General features: G+C 65.8%; 15 protein-coding genes and 1 tRNA gene (1 of these 16 cut by a window edge). 15 read left to right on the top strand and 1 reads right to left on the bottom strand.

The window, feature by feature from the left end; translation table 11 throughout:
- Positions 1–94: 94 nt before the first annotated feature.
- The 9 genes from NZU74_00645 to NZU74_00605 all read left to right on the top strand — a co-directional run bounded on the left by NZU74_00645 (position 95) and on the right by NZU74_00605 (position 13,723).
- On the top strand, positions 95–589 hold the full coding sequence (locus tag NZU74_00645; protein ID MCS6879818.1) for an 8-oxo-dGTP diphosphatase: 495 nt from the start codon (positions 95–97) through the stop codon (positions 587–589).
- Positions 590–705: 116 nt separating this feature from the next.
- On the top strand, positions 706–1,179 hold the full coding sequence (locus NZU74_00640) for a hypothetical protein (protein MCS6879817.1): 474 nt from the start codon (positions 706–708) through the stop codon (positions 1,177–1,179).
- Positions 1,180–1,576: 397 nt separating this feature from the next.
- Entirely contained in the window at positions 1,577–2,842 is a 1,266-nt protein-coding gene (gene serS / locus NZU74_00635; GenBank protein ID MCS6879816.1) for a serine--tRNA ligase, read from the top strand.
- 213 nt (positions 2,843–3,055) lie between these two features.
- Positions 3,056–3,814 carry an SDR family NAD(P)-dependent oxidoreductase gene (locus NZU74_00630; protein MCS6879815.1) on the top strand — a complete coding sequence of 253 codons (759 nt, stop codon included), beginning with the start codon at positions 3,056–3,058 and terminating at the stop codon, positions 3,812–3,814.
- Between the two features lie 225 nt (positions 3,815–4,039).
- A complete protein-coding gene (locus NZU74_00625; GenBank protein MCS6879814.1) occupies positions 4,040–7,108 on the top strand; it encodes an excinuclease ABC subunit UvrA in 3,069 nt (1,022 codons plus the stop codon).
- Positions 7,109–7,440: 332 nt separating this feature from the next.
- A complete protein-coding gene (locus NZU74_00620) occupies positions 7,441–9,576 on the top strand; it encodes a cation-translocating P-type ATPase (GenBank protein ID MCS6879813.1) in 2,136 nt (711 codons plus the stop codon).
- A gap of 190 nt (positions 9,577–9,766) precedes the next feature.
- Positions 9,767–10,783 (top strand): DNA-directed RNA polymerase subunit alpha, encoded by a 1,017-nt coding sequence (locus NZU74_00615; GenBank protein MCS6879812.1) that lies wholly within the window; start codon positions 9,767–9,769, stop codon positions 10,781–10,783.
- Positions 10,784–11,323: 540 nt separating this feature from the next.
- Positions 11,324–12,544 carry a transcription termination factor Rho gene (gene rho / locus NZU74_00610; GenBank protein ID MCS6879811.1) on the top strand — a complete coding sequence of 407 codons (1,221 nt, stop codon included), beginning with the start codon at positions 11,324–11,326 and terminating at the stop codon, positions 12,542–12,544.
- Positions 12,545–12,655: 111 nt separating this feature from the next.
- A complete protein-coding gene (locus tag NZU74_00605) occupies positions 12,656–13,723 on the top strand; it encodes an N-acetylmuramoyl-L-alanine amidase (GenBank protein MCS6879810.1) in 1,068 nt (355 codons plus the stop codon).
- Between the two features lie 15 nt (positions 13,724–13,738).
- Here the strand turns inward: NZU74_00605 and NZU74_00600 are convergent, their stop codons facing one another.
- Positions 13,739–15,160 carry a BCD family MFS transporter gene (locus NZU74_00600; GenBank protein ID MCS6879809.1) on the bottom strand — a complete coding sequence of 474 codons (1,422 nt, stop codon included), beginning with the start codon at positions 15,158–15,160 and terminating at the stop codon, positions 13,739–13,741.
- Positions 15,161–15,480: 320 nt separating this feature from the next.
- Here NZU74_00600 and trpA point away from each other — a divergent pair, with 320 nt between their 5' ends.
- The 6 genes from trpA to NZU74_00570 all read left to right on the top strand — a co-directional run.
- A complete protein-coding gene (gene trpA, locus NZU74_00595; GenBank protein MCS6879808.1) occupies positions 15,481–16,275 on the top strand; it encodes a tryptophan synthase subunit alpha in 795 nt (264 codons plus the stop codon).
- A 106-nt stretch (positions 16,276–16,381) separates the two neighbouring features.
- Positions 16,382–16,615, top strand: coding sequence for an Lrp/AsnC ligand binding domain-containing protein (locus NZU74_00590; protein ID MCS6879807.1), 234 nt, complete (start codon positions 16,382–16,384; stop codon positions 16,613–16,615).
- Positions 16,616–16,763: 148 nt separating this feature from the next.
- Positions 16,764–17,888, top strand: coding sequence for a citrate synthase (locus NZU74_00585; protein ID MCS6879806.1), 1,125 nt, complete (start codon positions 16,764–16,766; stop codon positions 17,886–17,888).
- A gap of 360 nt (positions 17,889–18,248) precedes the next feature.
- Positions 18,249–18,527 (top strand): ABC transporter ATP-binding protein, encoded by a 279-nt coding sequence (locus NZU74_00580; GenBank protein ID MCS6879805.1) that lies wholly within the window; start codon positions 18,249–18,251, stop codon positions 18,525–18,527.
- A gap of 210 nt (positions 18,528–18,737) precedes the next feature.
- Positions 18,738–18,814, top strand: a tRNA-Pro gene (locus NZU74_00575).
- 529 nt (positions 18,815–19,343) lie between these two features.
- Positions 19,344–22,922 carry the 5' portion of a tetratricopeptide repeat protein gene (locus NZU74_00570; GenBank protein ID MCS6879804.1) on the top strand. 843 nt of this gene lie beyond the right edge of the window, so only the first 3,579 of its 4,422 coding nucleotides appear in the window; it begins with the start codon at positions 19,344–19,346; its stop codon lies off the right edge, out of view.

Here is a 22,922-nt window from a genome sequence, read left to right as displayed (position 1 = left end):
CTCCTGGCGAACGCCACGCACCCGCGCCATCGCCCGGTCTCACCAGGGGGCGTATACGGCAATCCAAAATCCAAAATCGAAAATGGTATAACCTATGCCATACACCCCCATCATCGCTACCCTGGGGTACGTCCTCTCGCCCGAGCGTACTGCGGTGCTGCTGGTGCATCGCAATGCCCGCGCGCAAGACCAGCATCTTGGCAAGTACAACGGGCTGGGCGGCAAAATCGAGCCTTACGAAGACGTGGTGAGCGGCATGCGCCGGGAGTTGCGCGAGGAGGCGGCGATCGAGGCCCTCGACCTGACTCTGCGAGGAACGATCAGTTGGCCCGGCTTCGGAAAGCAGGGTGAGGACTGGCTGGGCTTCATCTTTCTGATCACCCGCTTCCGCGGCGAACCGCCGCCGTCCAACGCCGAGGGCCGCCTGGAGTGGGTGCCGGTCGAGCGCCTGCTGCGGGGCGATCTCCCCCTTTGGCCCGGCGACCCGTACTTTCTGCCCCTGGTCTTCGGCGACGATCCGCGCCAGTTTCACGGGGTCATGCCATACCGAGAAGGACAACCGGTGAGCTGGACTTATACGCTGATATAACGCCGTAGCCCAACCCTTCGGGTTGCGCCGGGGAATCGGGTTTCCTCATACCCTTCCCTTCCAGGGAAATGCCGCAACGCAACTCTCCGGGTTGTGCGCGCCGCGGAGCGCCGCCTATGGATCTGCTAACGATTGCGATCATCGTCGTGGCCGGTCTGCTGGCGATCGGCATCACGGCCTATATGCTCAACCGGGCCTGGGGCAATTTCCCCTCACGGGTCGGTCAGTTGCCTCCCGACCTCCCACCCGCGCCGCAGCGGCGGCTGGGCGCTACGCCCCCGGTTGATGAGGAGGAGGCCGAAGCGGAAGAAGATTCGCCCACGGGCTGGGAAACCCGTGAGGATATGATCCCCATTACCAATCCTGTGGTCGCGCGGGCCGTCAATGCCGCCCTTGACCGTGGCGGCGGACCGTATGCGATGTTCTTCACCCGTGAAGGCGATCAGGTGTACTTTGCCGCCTATCGCGTGCCTGATCCAGCCCGGCGCGAGCAGTTGATCGGTCTGTTCAAGGGCCTTAATGCAGGTGACCTGGAAGGGGTATCCCTGGTCGAAGTCATGCAGGTAATGAGCCAGTTGAGGCGAAAGTAGCCTGCGATTCGGGATTTTGGAATCTGGATTTTGGATTGTGAAGGTTGGCGCGTTTCAGGTGGCATTGCAGCAGGTTCCGGCACGTATACGCACTCCGGGCAACGGGAACGCGGCATGCCTGTCCCCGATGCGCCGGGACGGGCGTCCGCCGCGGGCGGATCACGGAGCGTTGCGCCCTTCGCAGCTTCTCTACAGGGACATGGACGAGGCCGCGCGGCAAAACCCTGGCCGTCAGGTATGGCAGTGTGGTGTATCCTGGGCGTAGCGCCAATGACGTGGTGCATCCGGCGACGTAGCTTATGTGCACGGTTGGGGAAGCCGGTTCGCGGAAAGGCGCAGCGCCGCCGGATCCTCCCGTTTGCGAACGTGCCGGATGCACCCCAAAGGAGTTGTGGGCATGTTAGACATCAAGCTACTGCGCGAAAGCCCTGATTATGTCAAGCAACAACTGGCCCGCTTCGCTATTGACGGGTCAGTTGTGGATCGGGTGCTGGCCTTCGATGAGCGCCGCCGCGCTCTGCTGCGCGAGGTGGAAGATCTGAAGGCCCGCCGCAACGCGGTCTCAAAGGCCATCAGCCGTATGCAGGACGAGGCCGAGCGGAACGCCCAGATCGCCGCGATGCGCGAGGTGGGCGAGCGCATCAGCGCCCTCGATCATGAGGTGGTGCGGGTCGAGGAGGAGCAGCGGGCGACAATGCTGGAGATCCGCAACCTGCCCCACCCTGATGTGCCCGATGGCAGCGACGACAGCGATAATCCGGTCGTCTACCAGGAGGGCGAGCCGCGCACGCCGCCCTTCGCGAAGCCCCACTGGGATCTGGCCGAAGCCCTGGGGATCATCAATTTCGAGCAGGGGGTGAAGCTGGCCGGGTCGCGCTTCTATGTCATGCGCGGGCTGGGGGCGCGTCTCCAGCGAGCTACCATTCAGTGGCTGCTCGACCTGCACCTGCGCCAGGGCTACGAAGAGATCTATACGCCCTTCGTGGTCAGAGAACACGTGCTCTGGGGTTCGGGTCAGTTGCCCAAGTTCCGCGACAATCTCTACCGCGACGAGGAGTCGGGTCTGTGGCTGGTGCCAACAGCGGAGGTGCCGATCACCGGGGTCTACGCCGACGAGATCCTGGAGGCTGCGCAGTTGCCGATCTACCATGTGGCCTATACGCCCTGCTTCCGCAAGGAGCAGATGAGCGCCGGGCGCGATGTGCGCGGCATCAAGCGCGGCCACCAGTTCGACAAGGTCGAAATGTACATTTTCGAGAAGCCCGAGCACAGCTATGCCGCCCTGGAGAAGCTGCGCCGCGACGCCGAGGAGTGTTGCCGGCTGCTCGGGCTGCCCTTCCGCACCCGCTTGCTCTGCACGGGCGACCTGGGGTTCGCATCGGCCAAGACCTACGACATCGAGGTCTGGGCGCCGGGACAGGGCGAGTGGCTGGAGGTTAGTTCGTGCTCAAATGTGGAAGCGTTCCAGGCCCGGCGCGCCAATCTGCGTTATCGCCCCGAACCGGGGGCGAAGCCGGAGTTTCTGCATACCCTCAACGGCTCTGGCCTGGGGCTGCCGCGCACCATTATCGCAATTATGGAAAATTACCAGCAGGAGGACGGCAGCATTGTCGTGCCTGAGGTGCTGCGGCCCTACATGGGCGGGGTTGAGGTGATCAGGTAAGGCGCTTCGGCAGAGGCGCGGGGAAGCCAGGTTTGCGCCCCCTCCTTCATCTCGACCGATGGCGCGTGTTCGGATGTACCGCAGCGCACGCAGAGGAACGTAGAGGATGAGCTTTTTGAAGCTCTGTGCGCCGCTTTCCGTTGACAGGCAGAGACGGCCCGGCGGGCCGCCTCTGCCGCCGGAATGACGATCGCGCCCGAATAGGAGGAAGCCATGGGGGAACTCACCGGCAAAGTGGCGCTGGTAACCGGCGGCGGGCGGGGGATCGGGCGCGCGGTGGCGCTGGCCCTGGCCGGGGCGGGGGCGGCGGTTGCGGTGACCGGGCGCCACCCCGGCAGCCTGGAGGAGACCGTAGCGGCGATCGGCGCCGCGGGCGGGCGGGCCATGGCCCTCACTGGCGACACCGGCGACCCGGAGGCGGTGCGGGCGGCCTTCGCGGCGACGCGGGCCGCCTTTGGCCCGGTCGGCATCCTCGTCGTCAACGCTGGCGTCACCGCAAGCATGAAGCTGACGGACACGCCCGACGCCCTCTGGGAGGAGATCATGCGCGTGAACGCCAGCGGGGCATTCTACTGCTGCAAAGCCGCGGTCCCGGATATGATCGCCGCCGGCTGGGGGCGCATCATCACCATCGCCTCCATTGGCGGGTTGCGGGGCATGCCCTACTCGGCGGCCTACAGCGCCTCCAAGCACGCCCTGATCGGCCTGACCCGCTCCCTGGCGGGCGAGCTGGCCCGTCACGGGATCAGCGTCAACGCCGTCTGTCCTGGCTGGACAGACACGGCCATGCTGGAGGAGGCGGTCGCCAACCTGATGGCGAAGACCGGCCGCACGGCGGAAGAGGCGCGGGCCGCGCTGCTGGCGGCGGGCAACCAGAGCCGCCCCGTCACGCCGGAGGAGGTGGCGGCGGTCGTGCTGCGCCTGGCCCGCCCGGACTCGCGGGAGAACGGCGAGGCGATTGTAGTGGTGTGAGTGGCTTTTTGGATTTTGGATCGGGCGCGACCACGCATTCACGGCAGAGGAGCGCCGAGGGTTTCACCATTCCACTCTCTGCGCGCTCTGCGGCAGGTCCGCAAAGCTCTCCCGGCATTGTTTGCCTCCACAAGTAGTGGTATACTACTCGCACGGTCGTTCAACTCCAGCGCCGCCGCGACGCCAGGCGGCGCTTTCGTCTGCGCGGCAGGGGTGCAAGGGCCTATGGCGAAGGACAGGATCGTTATCAAGGGCGCCCGTGAGCATAACCTCAAGGGGATTGACGTTGAGATCCCCCGCGACCGGCTGGTGGTGCTTACCGGCGTCAGCGGTTCGGGCAAGAGTTCCCTGGCCTTCGATACGCTCTATGCCGAGGGGCAACGCCGCTACGTCGAGAGCCTCTCGGCCTACGCCCGACAGTTCCTCGGCCAGATGGAGAAGCCCCGCGTTGACCTCATCGAGGGTCTGTCCCCGGCCATCGCCATCGAGCAGAAGAGCGCCAGCAAGAACCCTCGCTCCACCGTGGGCACGGTGACCGAGATTTACGATTACCTGCGCCTGCTCTTCGCCCGAGTCGGCACGCAGCACTGCCACCAGTGCGGCTGCCCGGTCGCTTCGCAGACCGCCGAGCAGATGGTCCAGCGCGTGCTGACCCTCCCGGCGGGGACGCGCTTTATGATCCTCGCTCCGCTCGTCTCCCAGCGCAAGGGCGAGTATCGCGACATCTTCGCCGAGGCCCGCGCCGAGGGCTTCGTGCGCGTGCGGGTGGACGGCGAGATCCGCGGGCTTGACGAGGAGATCCGGCTCAATAAGAAGGTCAGGCACACCATCGAAGTGGTCGTTGATCGTCTGGTGATGCCGGAACGTGACGCGCTCGCAGAGGAGGCCCCCGCGACCGGCCAGGGGATGGCGGCGGCCGGGTCGGGCAGCGTCTACGAGGGCTTCGTGACCCGGCTCACCGACAGCATCGAGCAGGCCCTGCGCGTGGGCGAGGGTAGCGTCATCATCAGCATCCAAGCGCAAGCCCGCGCGGCGCCGGGAGAGGAGCACGCTGCTCCCGCTCCAGAAGAGTGGCTGATGAGCGAGAGCAATACCTGCCTGAGTTGTGGCATCTCCTTCCCCGAACTGACCCCCCAGATGTTCTCGTTTAACTCGCCCCAGGGCGCCTGCCCCCAGTGCACCGGCCTGGGCACGCGCCTGGAGGTGGACCCCGACCTGCTCGTGCCTAATGGCGACCTGTCCATCCACGAGGGCGCGGTGACCTACTGGGGCGAAATGCGCAAGAAGAGCGACTCGTGGGGCTACAAGGCCCTCGTCGCCATCGCCGCGCACTACGGCTTCAGCCTCGACACCCCCTGGAACCAGTTGACGCCGCGGCAGCGCGAGGCCATCATCTACGGCAGCGGTCAGGAGCGCATCCGCTTCTTCTGGTCAAACGAGCACGGCGGCCGCGGCGAGTTCCATCGGCCCTGGGAGGGCCTGGCCGCCGAGATCCGCCGCCGCTTCTTGCAGACCGGCAGCGATGCCGCCCGCGAGTACTACCTCCAGTTCATGAGCGAGCAGCCCTGCCCGGCCTGCCGCGGCGCGCGCCTGCGCCCCGAAAGCCTTGCCGTGCGCGTGGCCGGGGCCAGCATCCACGAAGTCTGCGAACGCAACGTCACCGAGGCCCTGGAATGGGTCATGAGCCTTAGCGCCGGGCCGCTCACCGAGACCCAGGTGCAGATCGTCGCTGATGTGTTGAAAGAGATCCGCGAACGCCTGGGTTTCCTCAACAACGTCGGCCTGCACTACCTGACCCTCGCTCGCCCCGCGCCGACCCTCTCTGGAGGCGAGGCCCAGCGCATTCGCCTGGCTTCGCAGATCGGTTCGGGCCTCGTCGGGGTCATGTACATTCTCGATGAGCCGAGCATTGGTCTCCACCAGCGCGACAATCGCAAGCTCCTCGACTCGCTGCTGCGCCTGCGCGACCTGGGGAACACCCTGGTAGTGGTCGAACACGATCTGGAGACGATGCAGGCCGCCGACTGGATCATTGATTTTGGCCCCGGCGCCGGGGTGAAAGGCGGCGAAGTGGTGGCGGCGGGGCCACCCGAAACGATCGCGGCCCATCCCACCTCACTGACCGGCCAGTACCTCAGCGGGCGCCTGGAGATCCCCGTGCCCGCGCGGCGGCGGCGGCCCCTCCCGGTCTCGGCCATCGCCGAACGCCAGCCTGCGCCCCTGCTGCGGCGCACCCGACGCGCCCCGTCCGCCCCGGCGCCTTCTGACCAGGAGGCCTGGCTGGAGATCGAAGGCGCGACCCTTAACAACCTGCGCGATGTCAGCGCCCGCTTCCCCCTGGGCTGCTTCGTGGCCGTCACCGGGGTGTCAGGATCGGGCAAGTCATCCCTCATCACCGAAACACTCTACCCGGCCCTGGCCAATCGCCTCAACAAGGCCCAGCTCAAGCCCGGCCCCTACCGCGCCCTGCGCGGCATCGAGCACCTCGATAAAGTGATTGACATTGACCAGCAGCCGATCGGGCGCACGCCGCGCTCGAATCCTGCTACTTATGTAAAGTTATTCGACCTGCTGCGCGACCTGTTCGCCAGCACCCCCGAGGCGCGCCTGCGCGGCTACTCGCCGGGGCGCTTCTCCTTCAACGTTCGGGGCGGTCGCTGCGAGGCGTGCGAGGGCAACGGCGAAATTAAAATTGACATGCAGTTCCTGGCCGATGTGTGGGTGCGCTGCAACGAGTGCAAGGGCAAGCGCTACAATCGCGAGACCCTGCAGGTCAAATACAAGGGCAAGTCCATCGCCGACGTGCTGGATATGGACGTGCAGACGGCCCTGGAGTTCTTCGACAACGTGCCGCGGGTGCGGCGCATCCTGCAGACGCTCCACGACGTGGGCCTGGACTATATCAAGCTCGGCCAGCCGGCCACGACGCTCTCCGGCGGCGAGGCCCAGCGAGTGAAGCTGGCCAGGGAACTGGCGCGGGTGGCCACGGGACGCACGATCTACATCCTCGATGAGCCAACCACCGGCCTGCACTTCGCCGATGTGCAGAACCTGCTGCGGGTGCTGCATCGCCTGGTGGACGCGGGCAATACGGTCATCGTGATCGAGCACAACCTGGACGTGATCAAAACTGCCGACTGGGTGATTGACCTGGGGCCGGAGGGCGGCGATGGCGGCGGCTACATTGTGGCGGAGGGTGCGCCCGAAGAGGTGGCCATGGTCGAGGCCTCGCACACCGGCCGCTTCCTGCGCGAGATCCTGCAGGCCGAGACCCGCCGCGCTGCGGCTGATTAAACACCTTTTCGACACTTTGAGTATCCGGTTTCTTTCTGGGAGGATTGCGCTCTCCTGGACCCTCCTTCACTCGGGGGTGAGCAACGCGGGTTCTGCGAGGGTCTGGCCTTCCCGGACCCTCCTCGCAGGCAGGGCTTTGTGGAAACCAGGTTTCCCCATCTCTCCTCCACTCCGCTGCCCGCGGGGAGGCTGCGACCTCCCGGACTCTCCCCGCAGGCAGGGCTGTGGGGACACCTGCTTCCCTCAACCGAGTGAGCAACGCAAGTTCCTGAGAGGCTGCGACCTCCCAGACTCTCCCGTTCAAGCTCGTGATGCAACCACAAGAGACAGCTATGGCCGAAACGATTGAACTCCCTATCTGCGGCATGGACTGCGCCGAATGCGCCGCGCACGTCGAGCGGGCCATCGCTGCGGTGCCCGGAGTCGAGGCAGTGACGGTGCTGCTGGCGGCGGAGAAGGCGATCATCCGCGGCGACCCCGGCCGGGTCACACCGGAGGCGTTGCGCGCGGCGGTAGAAGCGGCGGGGTACCAGGTCCCCGCCGCTCCGGCGCCGCATGGCCGCGGCGAGGCGGGCGCGGCCCTGGCTCGGCGCGCGCTGATGCTCTTCGGCCTGATCTTGGGGGCGGTGCTGTTCGTGGTGGTCGTGGGCGAGTGGCTGGGCCTGCTCGAAACGATCACCGCCAGGGTGCCGTTCTGGATCGGCGCCGGTCTGGTCCTGCTGGCCGGCTGGCCGGTCTTTGCCGGGGTGATCCGCGCGGCCCTGCGCTGGCAGGTGACCGCCCACACGCTCATGAGTCTGGGAGTGCTGGCGGCGCTGGCCGTGGGCGAATGGGCGACGGCGGCGGTGGTGGTGTTCTTCATGCGCGTCGGCGATGGCGTGGAGCGTTTTACCGCCGAACAGGCCCGACGGGCGGTGCGCCGGCTCGACGCCCTTGCGCCGCAAACCGCCCGCGTCGAACGCGAGGGCGCCGAGGTGGAACTGCCCATCGCCGCCGTGCAGCCCGGCGATGTAGTCGTGGTGCGGCCCGGCGAACGCATTCCTGTGGATGGCGAGGTCATCGCCGGCCAGGCGACCATTAACCAGGCGGCGATCACCGGCGAGCCTATGCCGGTCGAAGCCGGGCCAGGGGTGCATGTCTTCGCCGCCACCATCGCCGAGTTCGGCAGCCTGCGCGTGCGCGCGACCCGCGTGGGGGAGGCCAGCACCTTCGGCAGGGTCGTGCGCCTGGTCGAAGAGGCTGAGGCCCGGCGCGCCGACGTGCAACGCCTGGCCGACCGCTTCGCCGCCTGGCTGCTGCCGGTGGTCCTGACTCTGGCCGCGCTGACCCTGCTCCTGCGGCGCGACCCGCTGGCGACGGCGGCGGTGCTGGTGGTGGCCTGTTCGTGTTCTTTCGCCCTGGCCACCCCGGTGGCGGTGCTGGCGGCCATTGGCGGGGCCGCTCGCCGCGGCCTGCTGATTAAAGGCGGGCGTTACCTCGAGATCCTGGCCCGCGCCGATGTGCTGCTGGTGGACAAGACCGGCACCCTCACCCTGGGCCGGCCGCGCATCACCGAGGTGCTCGCCCTGGGCGAACGGTCGGAGGCCGAGGTCCTGGCGCTGGCTGCGGCCGCCGAACGCTACTCCGAGCACCCCCTCGCCGAAGCGGTGCGGGTGGCGGCGGTTGAGCGCGGCCTGGCCATCCCCGCGCCGCAACGGTTCGCGGCGCTCCCCGGCCAGGGCGTGCGCGCCGAGGTGAACGGCGTGGAGGTAGCGGTCGGCAATGCCCGGCTGCTGCCGCCCGGCTTCAGCCTGCCGCCCACGGCGCAGGCCCTGGCGGCCGCCGGACGGACGCTGTTCGTTGTCGTGCTAGACGGTGTACCGGCGGCCGTGCTGGCAGCCGCCGATGGCGAGCGCCCCGAAGTGGCCCGCGCCCTGGCCGAGGCGCGGCAGGCAGGCATCCGTGAGATCGTAATCCTGACCGGCGACAGCGCGCCCGCCGCCGCAGCGCTGGCCGAACGTCTCGGCGTCGGGTGCCGGGCCAACCTGCTGCCCGAGGACAAGATCGCCATCGTGCGCGAGTATCAGGCCCGCGGCCACCGGGTGGTGATGGTCGGCGACGGGATCAACGACGCCCCGGCGCTGGCCCAGGCCGACGTGGGTGTGGCTATGGGCGTGGCCGGCAGCGACATCGCCCTCGAAGCCGCCCACGTGGCGCTGATGCGCGATGACTGGACGCTCCTGCCCGAGGCGCTGCGCCTGGCCCGGCGCACGATGCGCGTGGTGCGCTTCAACCTTGGATTTACTGTGGCCTACAACCTGGTCGGATTGAGCCTGGCCGCCGCCGGTCTCCTGCCGCCGGTGCTGGCCGCCGCGGCCCAATCGCTGCCTGATCTGGGCATTCTGGTCAACTCGGCTCGCCTCCTGCGCCCCCGTGCTCCGGCCACGCCCCCTTCCCGGACCACGGAATTGCAGCCCGGCGCGGCGTAGAGCCGGTCCGGCGGACCGGCTGAAGTTACGCAGCACCGGCAGAATCCGGGTTTGCATATTTGCCAGGATGCGGTACAATATGGGTGGCGTGAATGTAGAGCGACATGAGAAGCGTTTTGGGCGACGCTGAAGCGTGCGCCCGCATTGTCGTTTATCCCCCGTTGCGCGACGGAAATACGACGAGAGAGCCATGCCAAAATCGGAGTTACTGGTCGCCCAGCCGCGTGTCCACCTGATCGCAGCGGGCGTCAACTATGGCCGGTTTGCCATCGAGCCGCTGCAGGTCGGGCATGCCGGGCCGCTGGGAAACGCCCTGCGACGGGTGTTGTTATCCTCCATTCCCGGCGCGGCGATTACTCGCATCAAAATCGGCGGGGTGATTCACGAGTTCTCGACCATCCCCGGCGTGCTTGAAGATGGCACGCAACTGGTCCTGAACATTAAGGGCATCCGCCTGCGTTCGTACTCCGAGCGCGCTGTAACGATGCAGTTGATCAAGCGCGGCCCCGGCCCGGTGTATGCCCGCGATATTGATGCCCCCAGCACGGTTGAGATTGTCAATCCGGATCATTACCTCTGCACAATCGACGACGACTCGGTGCTGGAAATGCAACTCACTGCCGAGCGCGGACGCGGCACCAGTCTGGCCGATAACAATAGCGGCCTGAACATCGGTGAGATTGCCGTAGACGCGCTCTTCAATCCCGTCCCGCAGGTGAACTTTCTCGTCGAGCGCATCGGAGGCGAGGAAGCTCAGGCGCTTGAACGCCTGGTCATCGAGATCTGGACCGATGGGACGATCAAACCCGGCGACGCGCTGGGTCACGCCGCGCAGGTGTTGAGCCAGCACTTCGGGCGCATCGCCGCCTTCGACCAGCCCGAACCGGTCGCCGAACTGCCTACATCCACCGGTCGCTCTATTCCTCCTGATGTCTATAATCGCACGATTGATGAACTGGGGCTAAGCACGCGCACCTACAACAGTCTGCGACGCGCCGATATCACGACCATCGGGCGGCTGCTCGAACTCGATGAGCGCGCGTTGCAGAGCATCCGCAACCTTGGCCCCAAGGGAGTAGAGGAGATCCGCACGCACCTCGCCAGGGCCGGCTATCTCGAAGGCGGTGAAAAGTCATCCCTGCCCGAAGGTGATGACTCCGCCAGCGACGAACTGCTGCCCGACAGCACTGAGTCCGCTATGGCCTGAGTCCGGCCTCGCGCTCCTCTAACGTTCACCTCTGAACGTTTCCCTGACGCGCATGGCGCGAGCGGCTTCTGTGTCGCCTCGCGCCCCAACCCAACCTGGCGCCTGCCAGGGATCGGTTCCCCCGGCATCGAAGGGAGCCAAGCTGCTGCCCGCTGGCAGATCCACAAGGTCAATAGTACAGCCAGCACGTTGGCGCAGGGAGTGTCCGGAAGGGCATCGCCCTCCCAAACATCTTCTCCGGCTACAACTGTCAGACATGGTTCGCACCTGCGTTACCGTTGGAGGAGGGAAGACCTGGCCTCTCCGCAACCTCGGTTCAGCCAGCGGCGGGCGCGAAAACCGATTGCGAGGGCTGCGCCCTCGGCCCCTCTTCCCGACGGTCAGGAAATATGCCGCGCAGTGAAACCAGGTCTCAAGGCGCAGTTGCTGCATGCGCCGTAGCTACGGGAAACTACGGTCTCGTCGTGCGGTCCGTCAGATGTGAACCTTCTCGTCTCGCGGTATCCAGTTCACTGTATCTCCTGGGAGTATAACAAGCATATGGCACGTACATCAAAGAAAAACGCCGCCACCGAAGGCGCCGCCGCTCAGAATGGCGCGGCGACCCAGAATAATAATGGCGCGGCGGTTGAAAATGTCCAACCCCCTGAGAGCGCCGCAACCGCGCTCGGCAGCGGCATCCTGGAGATCGGCTCCGAAGGCTTCGGCTTCCTGCGCGGCCCGCGTCTCCTGCCCGGTCCCGATGACGTCTATGTGGCGCAGTCGCAGATCCGGCGCTTCGGCCTCCGCACCGGCGATCATATCACCGGGCGCGTGCGCCCGCCGCGCGAAGGCGAACGCTATCCCTCGCTCCTCTGGGTCGAGAAGGTCAATGACGTTCCCACGGAAGAGGCCCAGAAACGCCCCGTCTTTGAACGCCTGACCCCCGTCCACCCGTTCCAACAACTGGTGCTGGCAACCGAACCGAATATCCTCTCCACGCGCCTGGTTGACTTGATCGCCCCGATTGGGCGCGGGCAGCGCGGGCTGATCGTCGCCCCGCCCAAGGCCGGCAAGACGATGCTGCTCAAGGCGATTGCCAATGGGATTACTACCAACAACCCCGATGTCCAGTTGATCGTCCTGCTCATCGGCGAGCGCCCTGAGGAAGTGACTGATATGCGCCGCTCGGTCAAGGGCGAGGTGATTGCCGCCACCTTCGATGAGCCGGTCGAGGATCATATCAAGGTCGCTGAATTGACCCTCGAACGCGCCCGCCGCCAGGTGGAGCACGGTCGCCACGTGGCTATCCTGATGGATTCGATCACCCGCCTCGCCCGCGCCTACAATATCGCTATGCCTTCTTCGGGCCGCACCCTCTCCGGTGGCATCGACCCCGCCGCGCTCTATCCGCCCAAGCGCTTCTTCGGATCGGCCCGCGCCATCGAGGAGGGCGGTTCGTTGACCATCATCGCCACCTGTCTGATTGATACCGGCAGCAAAATGGACGATGTGATCTTCGAGGAGTTCAAGGGCACCGGCAATATGGAGCTTAACCTCGACCGCAGACTGGCCGAGAAGCGGATCTTCCCCGCGATTGACATTCAGCGCTCCAGCACCCGCCGTGAAGAATTGCTCCTTGATGCAACCACCCTGCGCCAGACGTATGCGCTGCGGCGCATGGTCAGCATGGTTGGCGAAAACGAGGGCACCGAACTGATGCTTGCGCGTATGGCGAAGACCAGGAGTAACGCCGAGTTCCTCGCTACTCTGGGGAAGTGATCAGTACTGACCGGCTCTGCCTGCGCCTGTAGACGAACGGCGACGCGGAATGGCGTAAATGCGATTGCCCGCGTCGTGTCCACTCAACCGCGACCACGAGAGTCGTGCCTGATGCGCAACAGCCCTCAGCGTCACCCTGCCCGACGGCCATGGCTACGCCCATGGCAGTTGCTGAGTCTCGCGGTCTTGCTCGCCTGTTTGAGTTTCTGCGGCGTGCCCATCGCCCAGGCGCCGCTGGTTCCTCATACGCCGCCAGAACCGGCCACGGCGACAGCAGTCGCCGCGCCGACGGTCGGACTCGCGCCTGAAACGGCGCCAATCGTCACGCTCGATCCTGCCGCGCCACGCCGTATTGGCCTCCAGGCAGGCCACTGGCGTATCGAGGAGCATCCCGACGAGCAGGCCAGTCTGCGCCGCTTCTCCGGGGCCTACTACCGCGGTTACGACGAGTGGGAACTCAACATCATTATCGCCAGGCAGACCATGGAGCGCCTCGAGGACGCCGGGGTGACGGTTGATCTGCTTCCCGCTATGGTGCCGCCGGGCTATCTGGCCGACGGTTTCGTGTCCATTCACGTAGATGGCGCCACCGGCGCGCAGGCGGCCACCCGGCGCGGCTGGAAGCTCGCCACGCCGTTTCGCGCCTCGGCCGCGTCACTCGCCCTGGCCGAGGAGATGAGCGCCGCCTATCCTCGGATCACCGGCTTGCCTGAGGACCCCCATGGCCCTTCCTACGACATGCGCGCCTACTATGCCTTCGCTTACTACCGCTACCATCACAGCATCGCGCCGGAAACGCCGGCCGTAATCCTCGAAGCCGGTTTTATGACCCATCCAGCGGATCGCGAACTGCTCTTCGGACGGCCCGACCTGATCGCCGAGGGTATTGCCCGGGGCGTCCTGGACTACCTCGCGGGCTACGATCCGGCTGACGCGGCGGCGCGCGCGCCAGCGGGACGCACGCTGCTCCGGCCTGCACGCGAAGGCGCGCCCCTCTACGCTCGACCCGACGAGCAGAGCGCCATAGAATGTCTCCTGGCCCGCCATGAGCGGCTGGCGCCCATGGCCGACACCAGCGGCTGGGTGCTGGTCTTTACCCGCGGCGGGAACTGGGATCTGGGATGGGTGCGGAGTGTTGATGTCGAAGACACCGGCGAGCCGCTGGCGCCACGACCTTGAGGCTGCGTCGTCGCTCTAGAAGATAATCTGATCGACGTTCGCCTGGTCAAGGCTGGACCAGGGCGTGCGCACCACGCCGCTGCGGATCTGGCGCCCGAGGCGCAGCACAGCGAGCAACACCACCGACAGCGCCAGCAGGCTCATCGAAGTGGCGTACACCGCGGTGTAGCCGAGGGCCACATCAGCAGTGGCCCGCTGCACCAGATCGCGCATCAGGCCGCCGCCGATGGTGCCAAAGCCCTGCGCCAGGGCCTGCGTGATGCCCCACAGCCCGATGAAGAGACCGGCGTGGTTCTTATCCACCAGGCTCATCACCAGCGCCAGGGCGCCCACGATGAACACGCCCCGCCCCGCACCGATCAGCACGGCGCCGGCGCGGAAGGGGTTCACCAGAGCTTCGCTGCTGGACAGCGTGACCACCAGAAACCCTGACAGACCGACCAGGCAGCCGCCGGCGATCAGCGTCACCGGTGAGCGCCCGCGCCACAGCAGCACCGCCGAGAGCGCGATGCCCAGCAACATGCCCGCACCCCACAGGGCGGTGAGCTGAGTGGTCTGCGCCACGCTCATCCTCAGCACCTGGCCGCCGTAGGGTTCCAGCAGCACGTCGTGGGTGGCAAAGCCCAGCGTCGCCAGGAAGAGCACAACGAACAGGTTCCGCAGCGGGCGCTGGGCGGCCAGCAAACGCACCGACTCGAGCAACGTCTGCCGCACCTGGATTGGCTCGCCGGCGTCCTCGAGCTTGCCATCTGGCCTGAGACGCTCCTGGTTGTACATCGCCACGAACGTCAGCGCCACGAACACCACCGCCGAGCCCTGCATCACCTGGATCAAGCGGATGTGGTTGTAGCGGATCAGCAACTGGCCCATGACGATCGAACTGACAATCGTCCCCAGCACCAGCATGATCCACAACACGCCAAGGACCTGGCCACGCTGGCGCGCCGGAGTAATGTCGCTGACCGTGGCCAGATAGATCGTTTCGACCGCATTGACGCCGATGCCGTAGGCCAGAAAGATCAGCGTGCAGACGATCATGGCGACAGGAAAAGTCAGCGCCCCATCGCCGCTCAGGAGGATCAGCGAGAAGGGCGCCGTCGCCAGACCGCCGTAGGTAAGCATCGCGCCAAAGACCAGGTAGGGGGTGCGCCAGTTGCCCGCGGCGCGATCAACGTCGGAGCGAAAGCCAATCATCGCCCGCGCCGGCGATACAAAATAGTGAATGGCCAGCAGAAAGCCCACCGCCACGGCAGGGATGCGCAGTTCGTCAATCAGCACACGGTTCAGCGTGCCAGTGAGCGGCGCGAGGGAAACGCCCATGCCAAATTGAAACAGACCAAGTCTGAGGACGCCCAGCCAGCTTGCCGCGGACGGATGCCGCTCGAGCCAGCGCCGCGCTCCCTCCACCGGACGCATCAGCATCCTGCCTGCTGCCATCGTCACGCTCCTCGCCAGTCACCTGTGCACTGCGCGCACTATCGGACTATCTACGGGTTTTCGGGGAGGGCGCAGACCTTCCCAAACCTCCCATCCGGTGGTGGTTTGTCCTATTATAGCACGCAGCTCAAAAAAAGCGGTATAAGAAGCATCAGGTCTCCAGAGGCTGTGACAGAGTCTCTGAGGCTTGCCCCGATCCCCCCGCTGGAGGCGGAGTTGCATCGGCCTTGCGCTCTCCGGCACATGCCGGGCCAGGTATGGTATGATAGCCGTTAATGAAGCCGGGCCGGAGATCCAGCCCGTCACTCTACACAGCCGCTATGAGCCGTATCGCCCAGACCTTCGCCCGCCTGCGCGCCGAGGGACGTATCGCGCTGATGCCCTTCCTCACCGTCGGCTTCCCCGAACGGGACAGCGCCCTCGAACTCGTGCCAGCGATGGAAGCCGCTGGCGCGAGCATCTTTGAACTGGGCGTTCCGTTCTCAGATCCGCTCGCCGATGGGGCCACCATCCAGCGCGCGAATCAGCGCGCCCTCGCCAACGGCATTACGCTGGCGGATTGCCTGCGCGCCGTGGCCGCACTCCGCGACCGGGGCGTGCAGGCGCCGCTCCTGTTGATGGGCTACTACAACCCGCTGCTGCGCTACGGACTCGAACGTGCTTCCCGCGACCTGGCCGCCGCGGGCGGCGACGGCTGGATCGTCCCCGACGCGCCCCCCGAAGAGTCGGCCGAACTGCGCGCCGCCGCGCGCTCCCATGGGCTGGATACGATTATGTTCGTGGCCCCGACAACCCCGGAGGAGCGTGTCGCGGCGATCTGCGCTGAGGCCAGCGGCTTCATTTACGTTGTCTCCCTCACCGGGGTCACCGGCGCGCGCCACAGCCTGGCGGCCAACCTCGGCGAGGTGATCACCCGCGTCCGCCGCCATAGCGATCTGCCGCTCGTCGTAGGCTTCGGCATCAGCAATGCCAGCCACGTTGCCGAAGTGGCGCGTCTGGCAGACGGCGCGATCGTCGGCAGCGCGTTGATCGCCCACCTGGAGCGTCTGCCGCCTGACCAGGCGGCAGGCGGAGCGGCCGCGTTTGTGCGCGAGTTGCTGACATCGCAGCGCTGATCAGAGACCTCTTTGCCTTTCTCTCAGCGGGGCTTCGCCCCGCCGAACCTCCCTGCACACCGACGCAGGCTTCAGAGGTCGGCGTCTGCAAGATTGAGGAGGAACCATGGAAGCGAAAGCCTATGTGTTAATCGAAGCCGAGTCCGGGCATGTCGCCGAAGTGCTTACCGCCCTGCGCACCATCGAGGGCGTGAGCGCCGCCGATGCGGTTACCGGCCCCTATGATATTATCGCCACCGTGCAGACTCCCGACCCCCGCAATATTGGCCGGCTGGTGATGAACCAGATTCAGGGCGTCGAGGGCATTAAACGCACGGTGACGTGCATTGTGATTGGCTAGGCGCGTGACCGGACACCCGGCATCCAGGTACGTTCTGGGAGGGCTGCGCCCTCCCAGGCCATCACTGTGCGACAGGGGTGCAGGGCAACCAGGTTTCCCGTCCGGGGAAGTCAGTTTCCCACAGCTACGAGCATCAAGAGAGAACGCCATGACGTCGCTAAGCCGAGGGTTGGAAGGGGTCATCGCCGCGCAAACCGGGATCAGCTTCATTGATGGGGCGAATGGGCGCCTGTTTTACCGCGGCATTGACATTAATGAACTGGTCGAGCACTCGACGTTCGAGGAGACCACCGCCCTCCTCTGGTACGGAGATCTGCCCACCGCCAGGCAACTCGACAGTTTCAAGCGCAAGATGGTTGAAAACCGCCTTGTGCCCAACGAGATCATCGCCCTGCTGCTGCTGCTGCCCAGGAAAACCTCGCCAATGGGCGTGCTGCGCACGGCCGTCTCCGCGCTGGCGCCGTTCGATCCCGAAACCGGCGACAACTCGCTGGAAGCGAATGTTAACAAGTCCATCCGTCTGACCGCCGCACTGCCGACAATTGTCGCCGCGTGGGAGCGCATCCGCAATGGCCTGTGGCCGGTCACTCCCAGCGAGCATCTCGACCACGCCGCCAACTTCCTGTACATGCTCACCGGCGTCGAACCCGACCCGGAGACGGCGCGCGTGCTCGACCGGTGCCTCATTCTGCACGCCGATCACGGCCTGAACGCCAGCACCTTCGCCGCCCGCATTACGGCCTCAACGCTCTCGAACCTCCATAGCGCGATCGTCTCGGCTATCGGCACTCTCAAGGGGCCGCTGCACGGCGGAGCCAATGAGCAGGTGATGCGCATGTTGCTCGAAATCGGCAATCCCGAGCGCGTCGATCAGTACATGCGCGGAGCGCTGGCCGCCAAAAAGAAGATCATGGGCTTCGGTCACCGCGTCTACAAGGCCGACGACCCCCGCGCGCTCTGGCTGCGACGCCTGGCCGCCCACCTGGCCGATCGCACCGGCAACCGGCGCTGGTTCGATATGAGTGAGCGTATTCGCGCCATCGTACAGGCGGAAAAGGCGCTTCCCGTCAATGTTGATTTCTACTCTGCGTCGGTGTACTACACGCTGGGGGTGCCGATTGACCTGTTCACCCCCATCTTCGCTATCAGTCGCGTCGCCGGGTGGACGGCCCACGTCTATGAACAGTACTCCGACAACCGCCTTATCCGTCCCGAAGCCGAGTACATCGGTCCGCTCGACGTGCCGTACACGCCGATCGAGCAACGTGATTAGTCCTGCGACGAGACTTCGTCTCCGTGAGGGCGGCGGGACCTGTGGCCCCTGTAGAATTTCCCGTCTCAGCGCGGCGAAGCTGCACCGCGCTGCACCGGAAAGAGGCTTTTGGAGGGACTTCGCCCCTCCGAGCCGCCCCTACAAGGAGAAGGCTCGTTGTAGTACTGGCGCCTATGCCAATCTCCAGGGGAACTGATAATAGCTCATGCTGCCTGGACTACATCATTACTACGGTTTCATAGCGACTCCGTATACGGCAATCCACAACCCAAAATCCACAATCTGAAATCGTACACCCCTCCCCTCTGGCAGGGGGTCGAGAAAATGAGGGCTTTCGCTCTCTACAAACGAGGTAAGGGTATGGCATCCAGGTCGCACCTCGATCCAACCCTGCGCAGGCGCTTACGCTGGGCCTTCCGCGGCGCGCTGGCCCTGGCGACCTTTGCCATTCTCATCGGCGCGTTGTTCAATATTCTGATAGGCTACGCCCTGGGGGCCATCCCCGCCGATGCCGGAATAGCCTTCTGGGCCTGGTTCCTGCTCCGCTCCGCCCTGGCCTGGGGCGGCGGCGGCCTCTTCTTCGGGGCGGTGCTGGGCGCCTTCGCCTCGATGATCTGGCGGGACGAAAACGCCGCCTGATGGGGACCGCCTGTGAAGGCCCGTCCACGGTTGATGCAAAACGTCTTCGGGGGCCCGCCCGACGCGTGCCTCCAGAGGCGGAGATCTTCCCCATCCGGCGAGCGACTGCGCCGCCCCGCTCTCCCCGCTGGAGGCAGACTTTGCACCTGGCGAGGCGTTTCGGGGCTGAGTTGACGTAGCTGCCCTCAGGCGCTATAATCCATTGGAACACGGGGCGTAGCGCAGACCGGTAGCGCACCTGAATGGGGTTCAGGAGGTCGCTGGTTCAAATCCAGTCGCCCCGACCACTATCGCCTGTTGAGCGCGGCACGAACATGTGCCGCGCTTTATGTGTGTCGCCGGTAATGCTCCCGTCATACCAATCAGGTATCGTAAGGCGAAAATGACTGCGCAGGCGAGCGAGTGGATCAGGGTTGCCCTCGTCCGTGCCCGTGAGCGAGAGGATCAGAATTGTGGCCCTATCCAGGTGGTTGCGACAGGTTGCGCCGACGTGCTACAATAGCACGCGAGTAAATGATTTTGCCTCATTTTTAAGCGCCTGGGCGCAGAAAACATCTGATCTTCGCCTTGACACTGGTTTGATGGCAGTCGTATACTTGACGCATTATGCCAGGCACCTGAGATGGTGCTCCTGACCAGGGATCACACCCTTTCCCCATCGCGACCCGGACAAGGTTTCAGCGCCAATGGCTTGCACGACACTCCAATTCAACACCCTGGCCAGCATGCCGTCGGTCGGCTGTGGGGCCATTGGGTGGCGAGGCAGTGCGTCAAGCAGGTTTAAACCTTGCCCAAGGGACAACAGGAGGCGTTAGCATGGCGACGATGAGCCTGCAAGCTGCATACGATCAGGCCCGCAGCTACCTTGAAGCTAATAAGGTCGAGCAGGCGATCGGTGTGGCTCAGCATATCCTGGAGCATTTCCCGGAGAGCCTGGAGGCTCACCGCATCCTCGGCGAGGCGTATCTCGCCGGGCGACAGTTCGAGCAGGCCGAGGCAGCGTTTACGCGCGTGTTGCGCGCCGACCCGGAGGATATTCCCGCCCATGTCGGCCTGGGCATCACGTTCGAACGGCAGGGCAAGCTCGATCAGGCGGTCGCCGAGTTTGAGCAGGCCCTTGAAGTGCGCCCGGATATGCCCGAACTGCGCAGCCAGCTCCTGCGCCTCTACACCGATATCTGGGGCAGCGAAGGCGCCACCCTGCGGCTGAGCCGGCCCGGCCTGGCCCGCCTCTACGCCAAGGGGCATATGCTGCCGCAGGCCATCCAGGAATATCGCGGCGTTATCGAAGAGCAGCCCGAGCGCTTCGACGCCCGCGTCGGCCTGGCCGAGGCTCTCTGGCGCAACCAGCAGGAGCAGCAGGCTGCAGAGGTGTGCGGCGAGATCCTGGCCCTGCGCCCCGATGTGCTGAAGGCCAACTTGTTGCTCGGCTATATTAAACTGGCCTCCGGCGATCCCGATGGCGAGCGGTTCTGGCGTCAGGCCCAACGCCTTGATCCCTACCAGCACGTCGCGCGCACCCTCTTCGAGACCCTTCCCGATCTGCCTGCACCTGCGGTGCAGATTCCCGCCTGGGACGAAACAGCCTGGGCCGAGCGGCGCACCCGGGAAGCGGCCGAACGGCGCGCCCGGGAAGAGGCCGAACGCCGTGCGGCCCAGGCCGCGGTTGCCGCCGCCGCCGTGGCGACCGTTCAGCAACAGCCGGAGCGCCCGACGCCCGCCTGGAGCGCCGCCGAACCCTCCATCGCCGATCAGGGCGGCTTTGACGCTGATGATCTGCTCGCCAGCCTGCTGGCGATGGAACCTCCTGTGCCTACGGAGCGCGGGGTGGATCTGGATACGTCCAGCGGGGTCGTCCCCTTTTCGTTGGAGGATATTGATAGCGCCGCTCCGCAACTATACGCGACGCCAACCGCCGAGCCCGAGTTGGAGCCGTTCTCGCTCGCTGATCTCGGCTTGAGCGAAGAGGAGATCGCTCAGCTACGCGCCGAACCTGAGCCGCTTTCGCCGCCGCCAGCAGTGGCCCTGCCCGCCAGCCTCGCCGAGACGCCCACCGATGATCTGGACGAAACCGGCCAGATCCAGGCCGGTTTCGAAACCGGCAAGCCTGAACTGGAACCTCTCTCCCTTGAAGAACTGGGCCTTTCTTCAGAGGAGATCGCCCAGCTTGAAGCCGCTGCGGGTGAAGCGGCCGAGAGCGCCGCCGAACCCGAGTTGACCCCCTTCTCCCTCGAAGAACTCGGCCTCTCTCCCGAAGAGATCGCCCAGCTTGAGGCCGCCCGGACCGGCGCTGAGGCTCCGCCCGCCGAACCCGAGTTGACCCCCTTCTCCCTTGAAGAACTCGGCCTCTCTCCCGAAGAGATCGCCCAGCTTGAGGCCGCCCGGACCGGCGCTGCCGGCGAGCGGGAAGCCTCGCCATCCTCACGCAATCAACAGGAGAACCTATCAAGGGGGAGCAGCACGTTTGGCGCCGTTGCCGAAACACCGACAGCGGCCGAGAATGATCTGGGGGAAATTACCCCCTTCTCGCTGGAGGAGTTTGATCTCGACGCCCCAAACTTTGAACCGGGTGAAGGCGAGCTGCCGCCTTCGCTGCGTCCGTTTTCGATTGACGAACCACCGGCGACGACGACCCCTCCACCGGCTGAGGAGGAAGCGGAGCCGAAAGCGGCCTATAGTTGGCAGCAACCTGCGGCTAAGTCCCAGCCTGGCTTCGCCAGCCGGCAGGAGGAGGAAACCCACGGTCAGGAAAGCATTTTTGATCGGCTAAAGGCGCGGGCCGCCGCCCTTCCGCTCCAGGAGCCCGAGCCGCTGCGTCCGATTGCAGATGAAGAGCTTGCGCAGAGCGATTATTTCTCCCACGATGACGTTTCACTGCGCGAGGATGAGCCCGCCGGGCAGAATCGCTTCGTGGGCGGCTTCCGGCTCCCCAAAGAGGACGTTCCGATCAGCGAGGCGTCCCCAGCGCCGGGCGCGACCGAGCGGGTTAAGGAGCCGCCGCCCGCCGAACCCGAGTTGACCCCCTTCTCCCTTGAAGAACTCGGCCTCTCTCCCGAAGAGATCGCCCAGCTTGAGGCCGCCGCGCAGGCCGCCGCGCCCTCTGCGCCCGAGCCGCCGCCCGCCGAACCCGAGTTGACCCCCTTCTCCCTTGAAGAACTCGGCCTCTCCCCCGAAGAGATCGCCCAGCTTGAGGCCGCCGCGCAGGCCGCCGCGCCCTCTGCGCCCGAGCCGCCGCCCGCCGAACCCGAGTTGACCCCCTTCTCCCTTGAAGAACTCGGCCTCTCTCCCGAAGAGATCGCCCAGCTTGAGGCCGCCGCGCGGGGCGAGTTGCCCTCGCCGGCCACTGGCGATACGATTGTGCCCGGCTGGTCCAGGGGCGAAGAACCAGAACTGCAACCCTTCGCTCCCGACGAGCTGAGCATCAATGCCGCCGCCTCCGGCGCTGAGCTGGACCTTTCGGGTCTCAAGCCCTTCGCTCCAGAAGATTTCGGCGCCACGGTCCAGCCGTCCGCTCCAGACGAAGCGCTCCCGGAAGATATCGAACCATTCTCGTTCGAGGATCTTGACCTCGGTGACATCGAGAGCTTCGACGGGCAGACGGCCAGCCGGGAACTGGGGCTGAGCGCCGAAGAACTGGAAGGTCTTGATCTCGGCCAGTTCGAGACGATCCTGAACGAGCATTACGACACACACGCAACGCCCTCCAATCAGGGTGACGCGGCGCTCGAACGGCTGATGAGCCTGGGGCGGCGCCAGGGCTACGTGGATCTGACCGACATCATCGCCGTCGTTTCTGACCCCGAGGCGGAGGCGGATCGGATCGAGGCGATTGGCTGGGCCCTGCACCGGGCTGGCATTCAGATCCGCGATGGCGATGAGATTATTGATATGGAGGAAGTCGAAGCTGAGGGCGAATCAGAGGCCGTCGCACCGACAGCGGAAGCTGAACTCACCCCCTTTTCACTGGAGGAACTGGGCCTGTCGCCGGAGGAAATCGCCGCGCTCGGCCTGACGGAGGCAACCGCCGAGGCGGCGCCCGCCGCTCCGCCCGCCGAACCCGAGTTGACCCCCTTCTCCCTCGAAGAACTCGGCCTCTCTCCCGAAGAGATCGCCCAGCTTGAGGCCGCCAGAGCCGCCGCCGAGGCCGCGCCCGCCGCTCCGCCCGCCGAACCCGAGTTGACCCCCTTCTCCCTCGAAGAACTCGGCCTCTCTCCCGAAGAGATCGCCCAGCTTGAGGCCGCCAGAGCCGCCGCCGAGGCCGCGCCCGCCGCTCCGCCCGCCGAACCCGAGTTGACCCCCTTCTCCCTCGAAGAACTCGGCCTCTCTCCCGAAGAGATCGCCCAGCTTGAGGCCGCCAGAGCCGCCGCCGAGGCCGCGCCCGCCGCTCCGCCCGCC

The sequence above is a fragment of the Chloroflexaceae bacterium genome (assembly GCA_025057155.1).
In the GTDB taxonomy this organism is placed as follows: domain Bacteria; phylum Chloroflexota; class Chloroflexia; order Chloroflexales; family Chloroflexaceae; genus JACAEO01.
The sequence above is the reverse complement of the archived record's forward strand: the minus strand, read 5'-3'. Positions and strand labels throughout refer to the sequence as shown.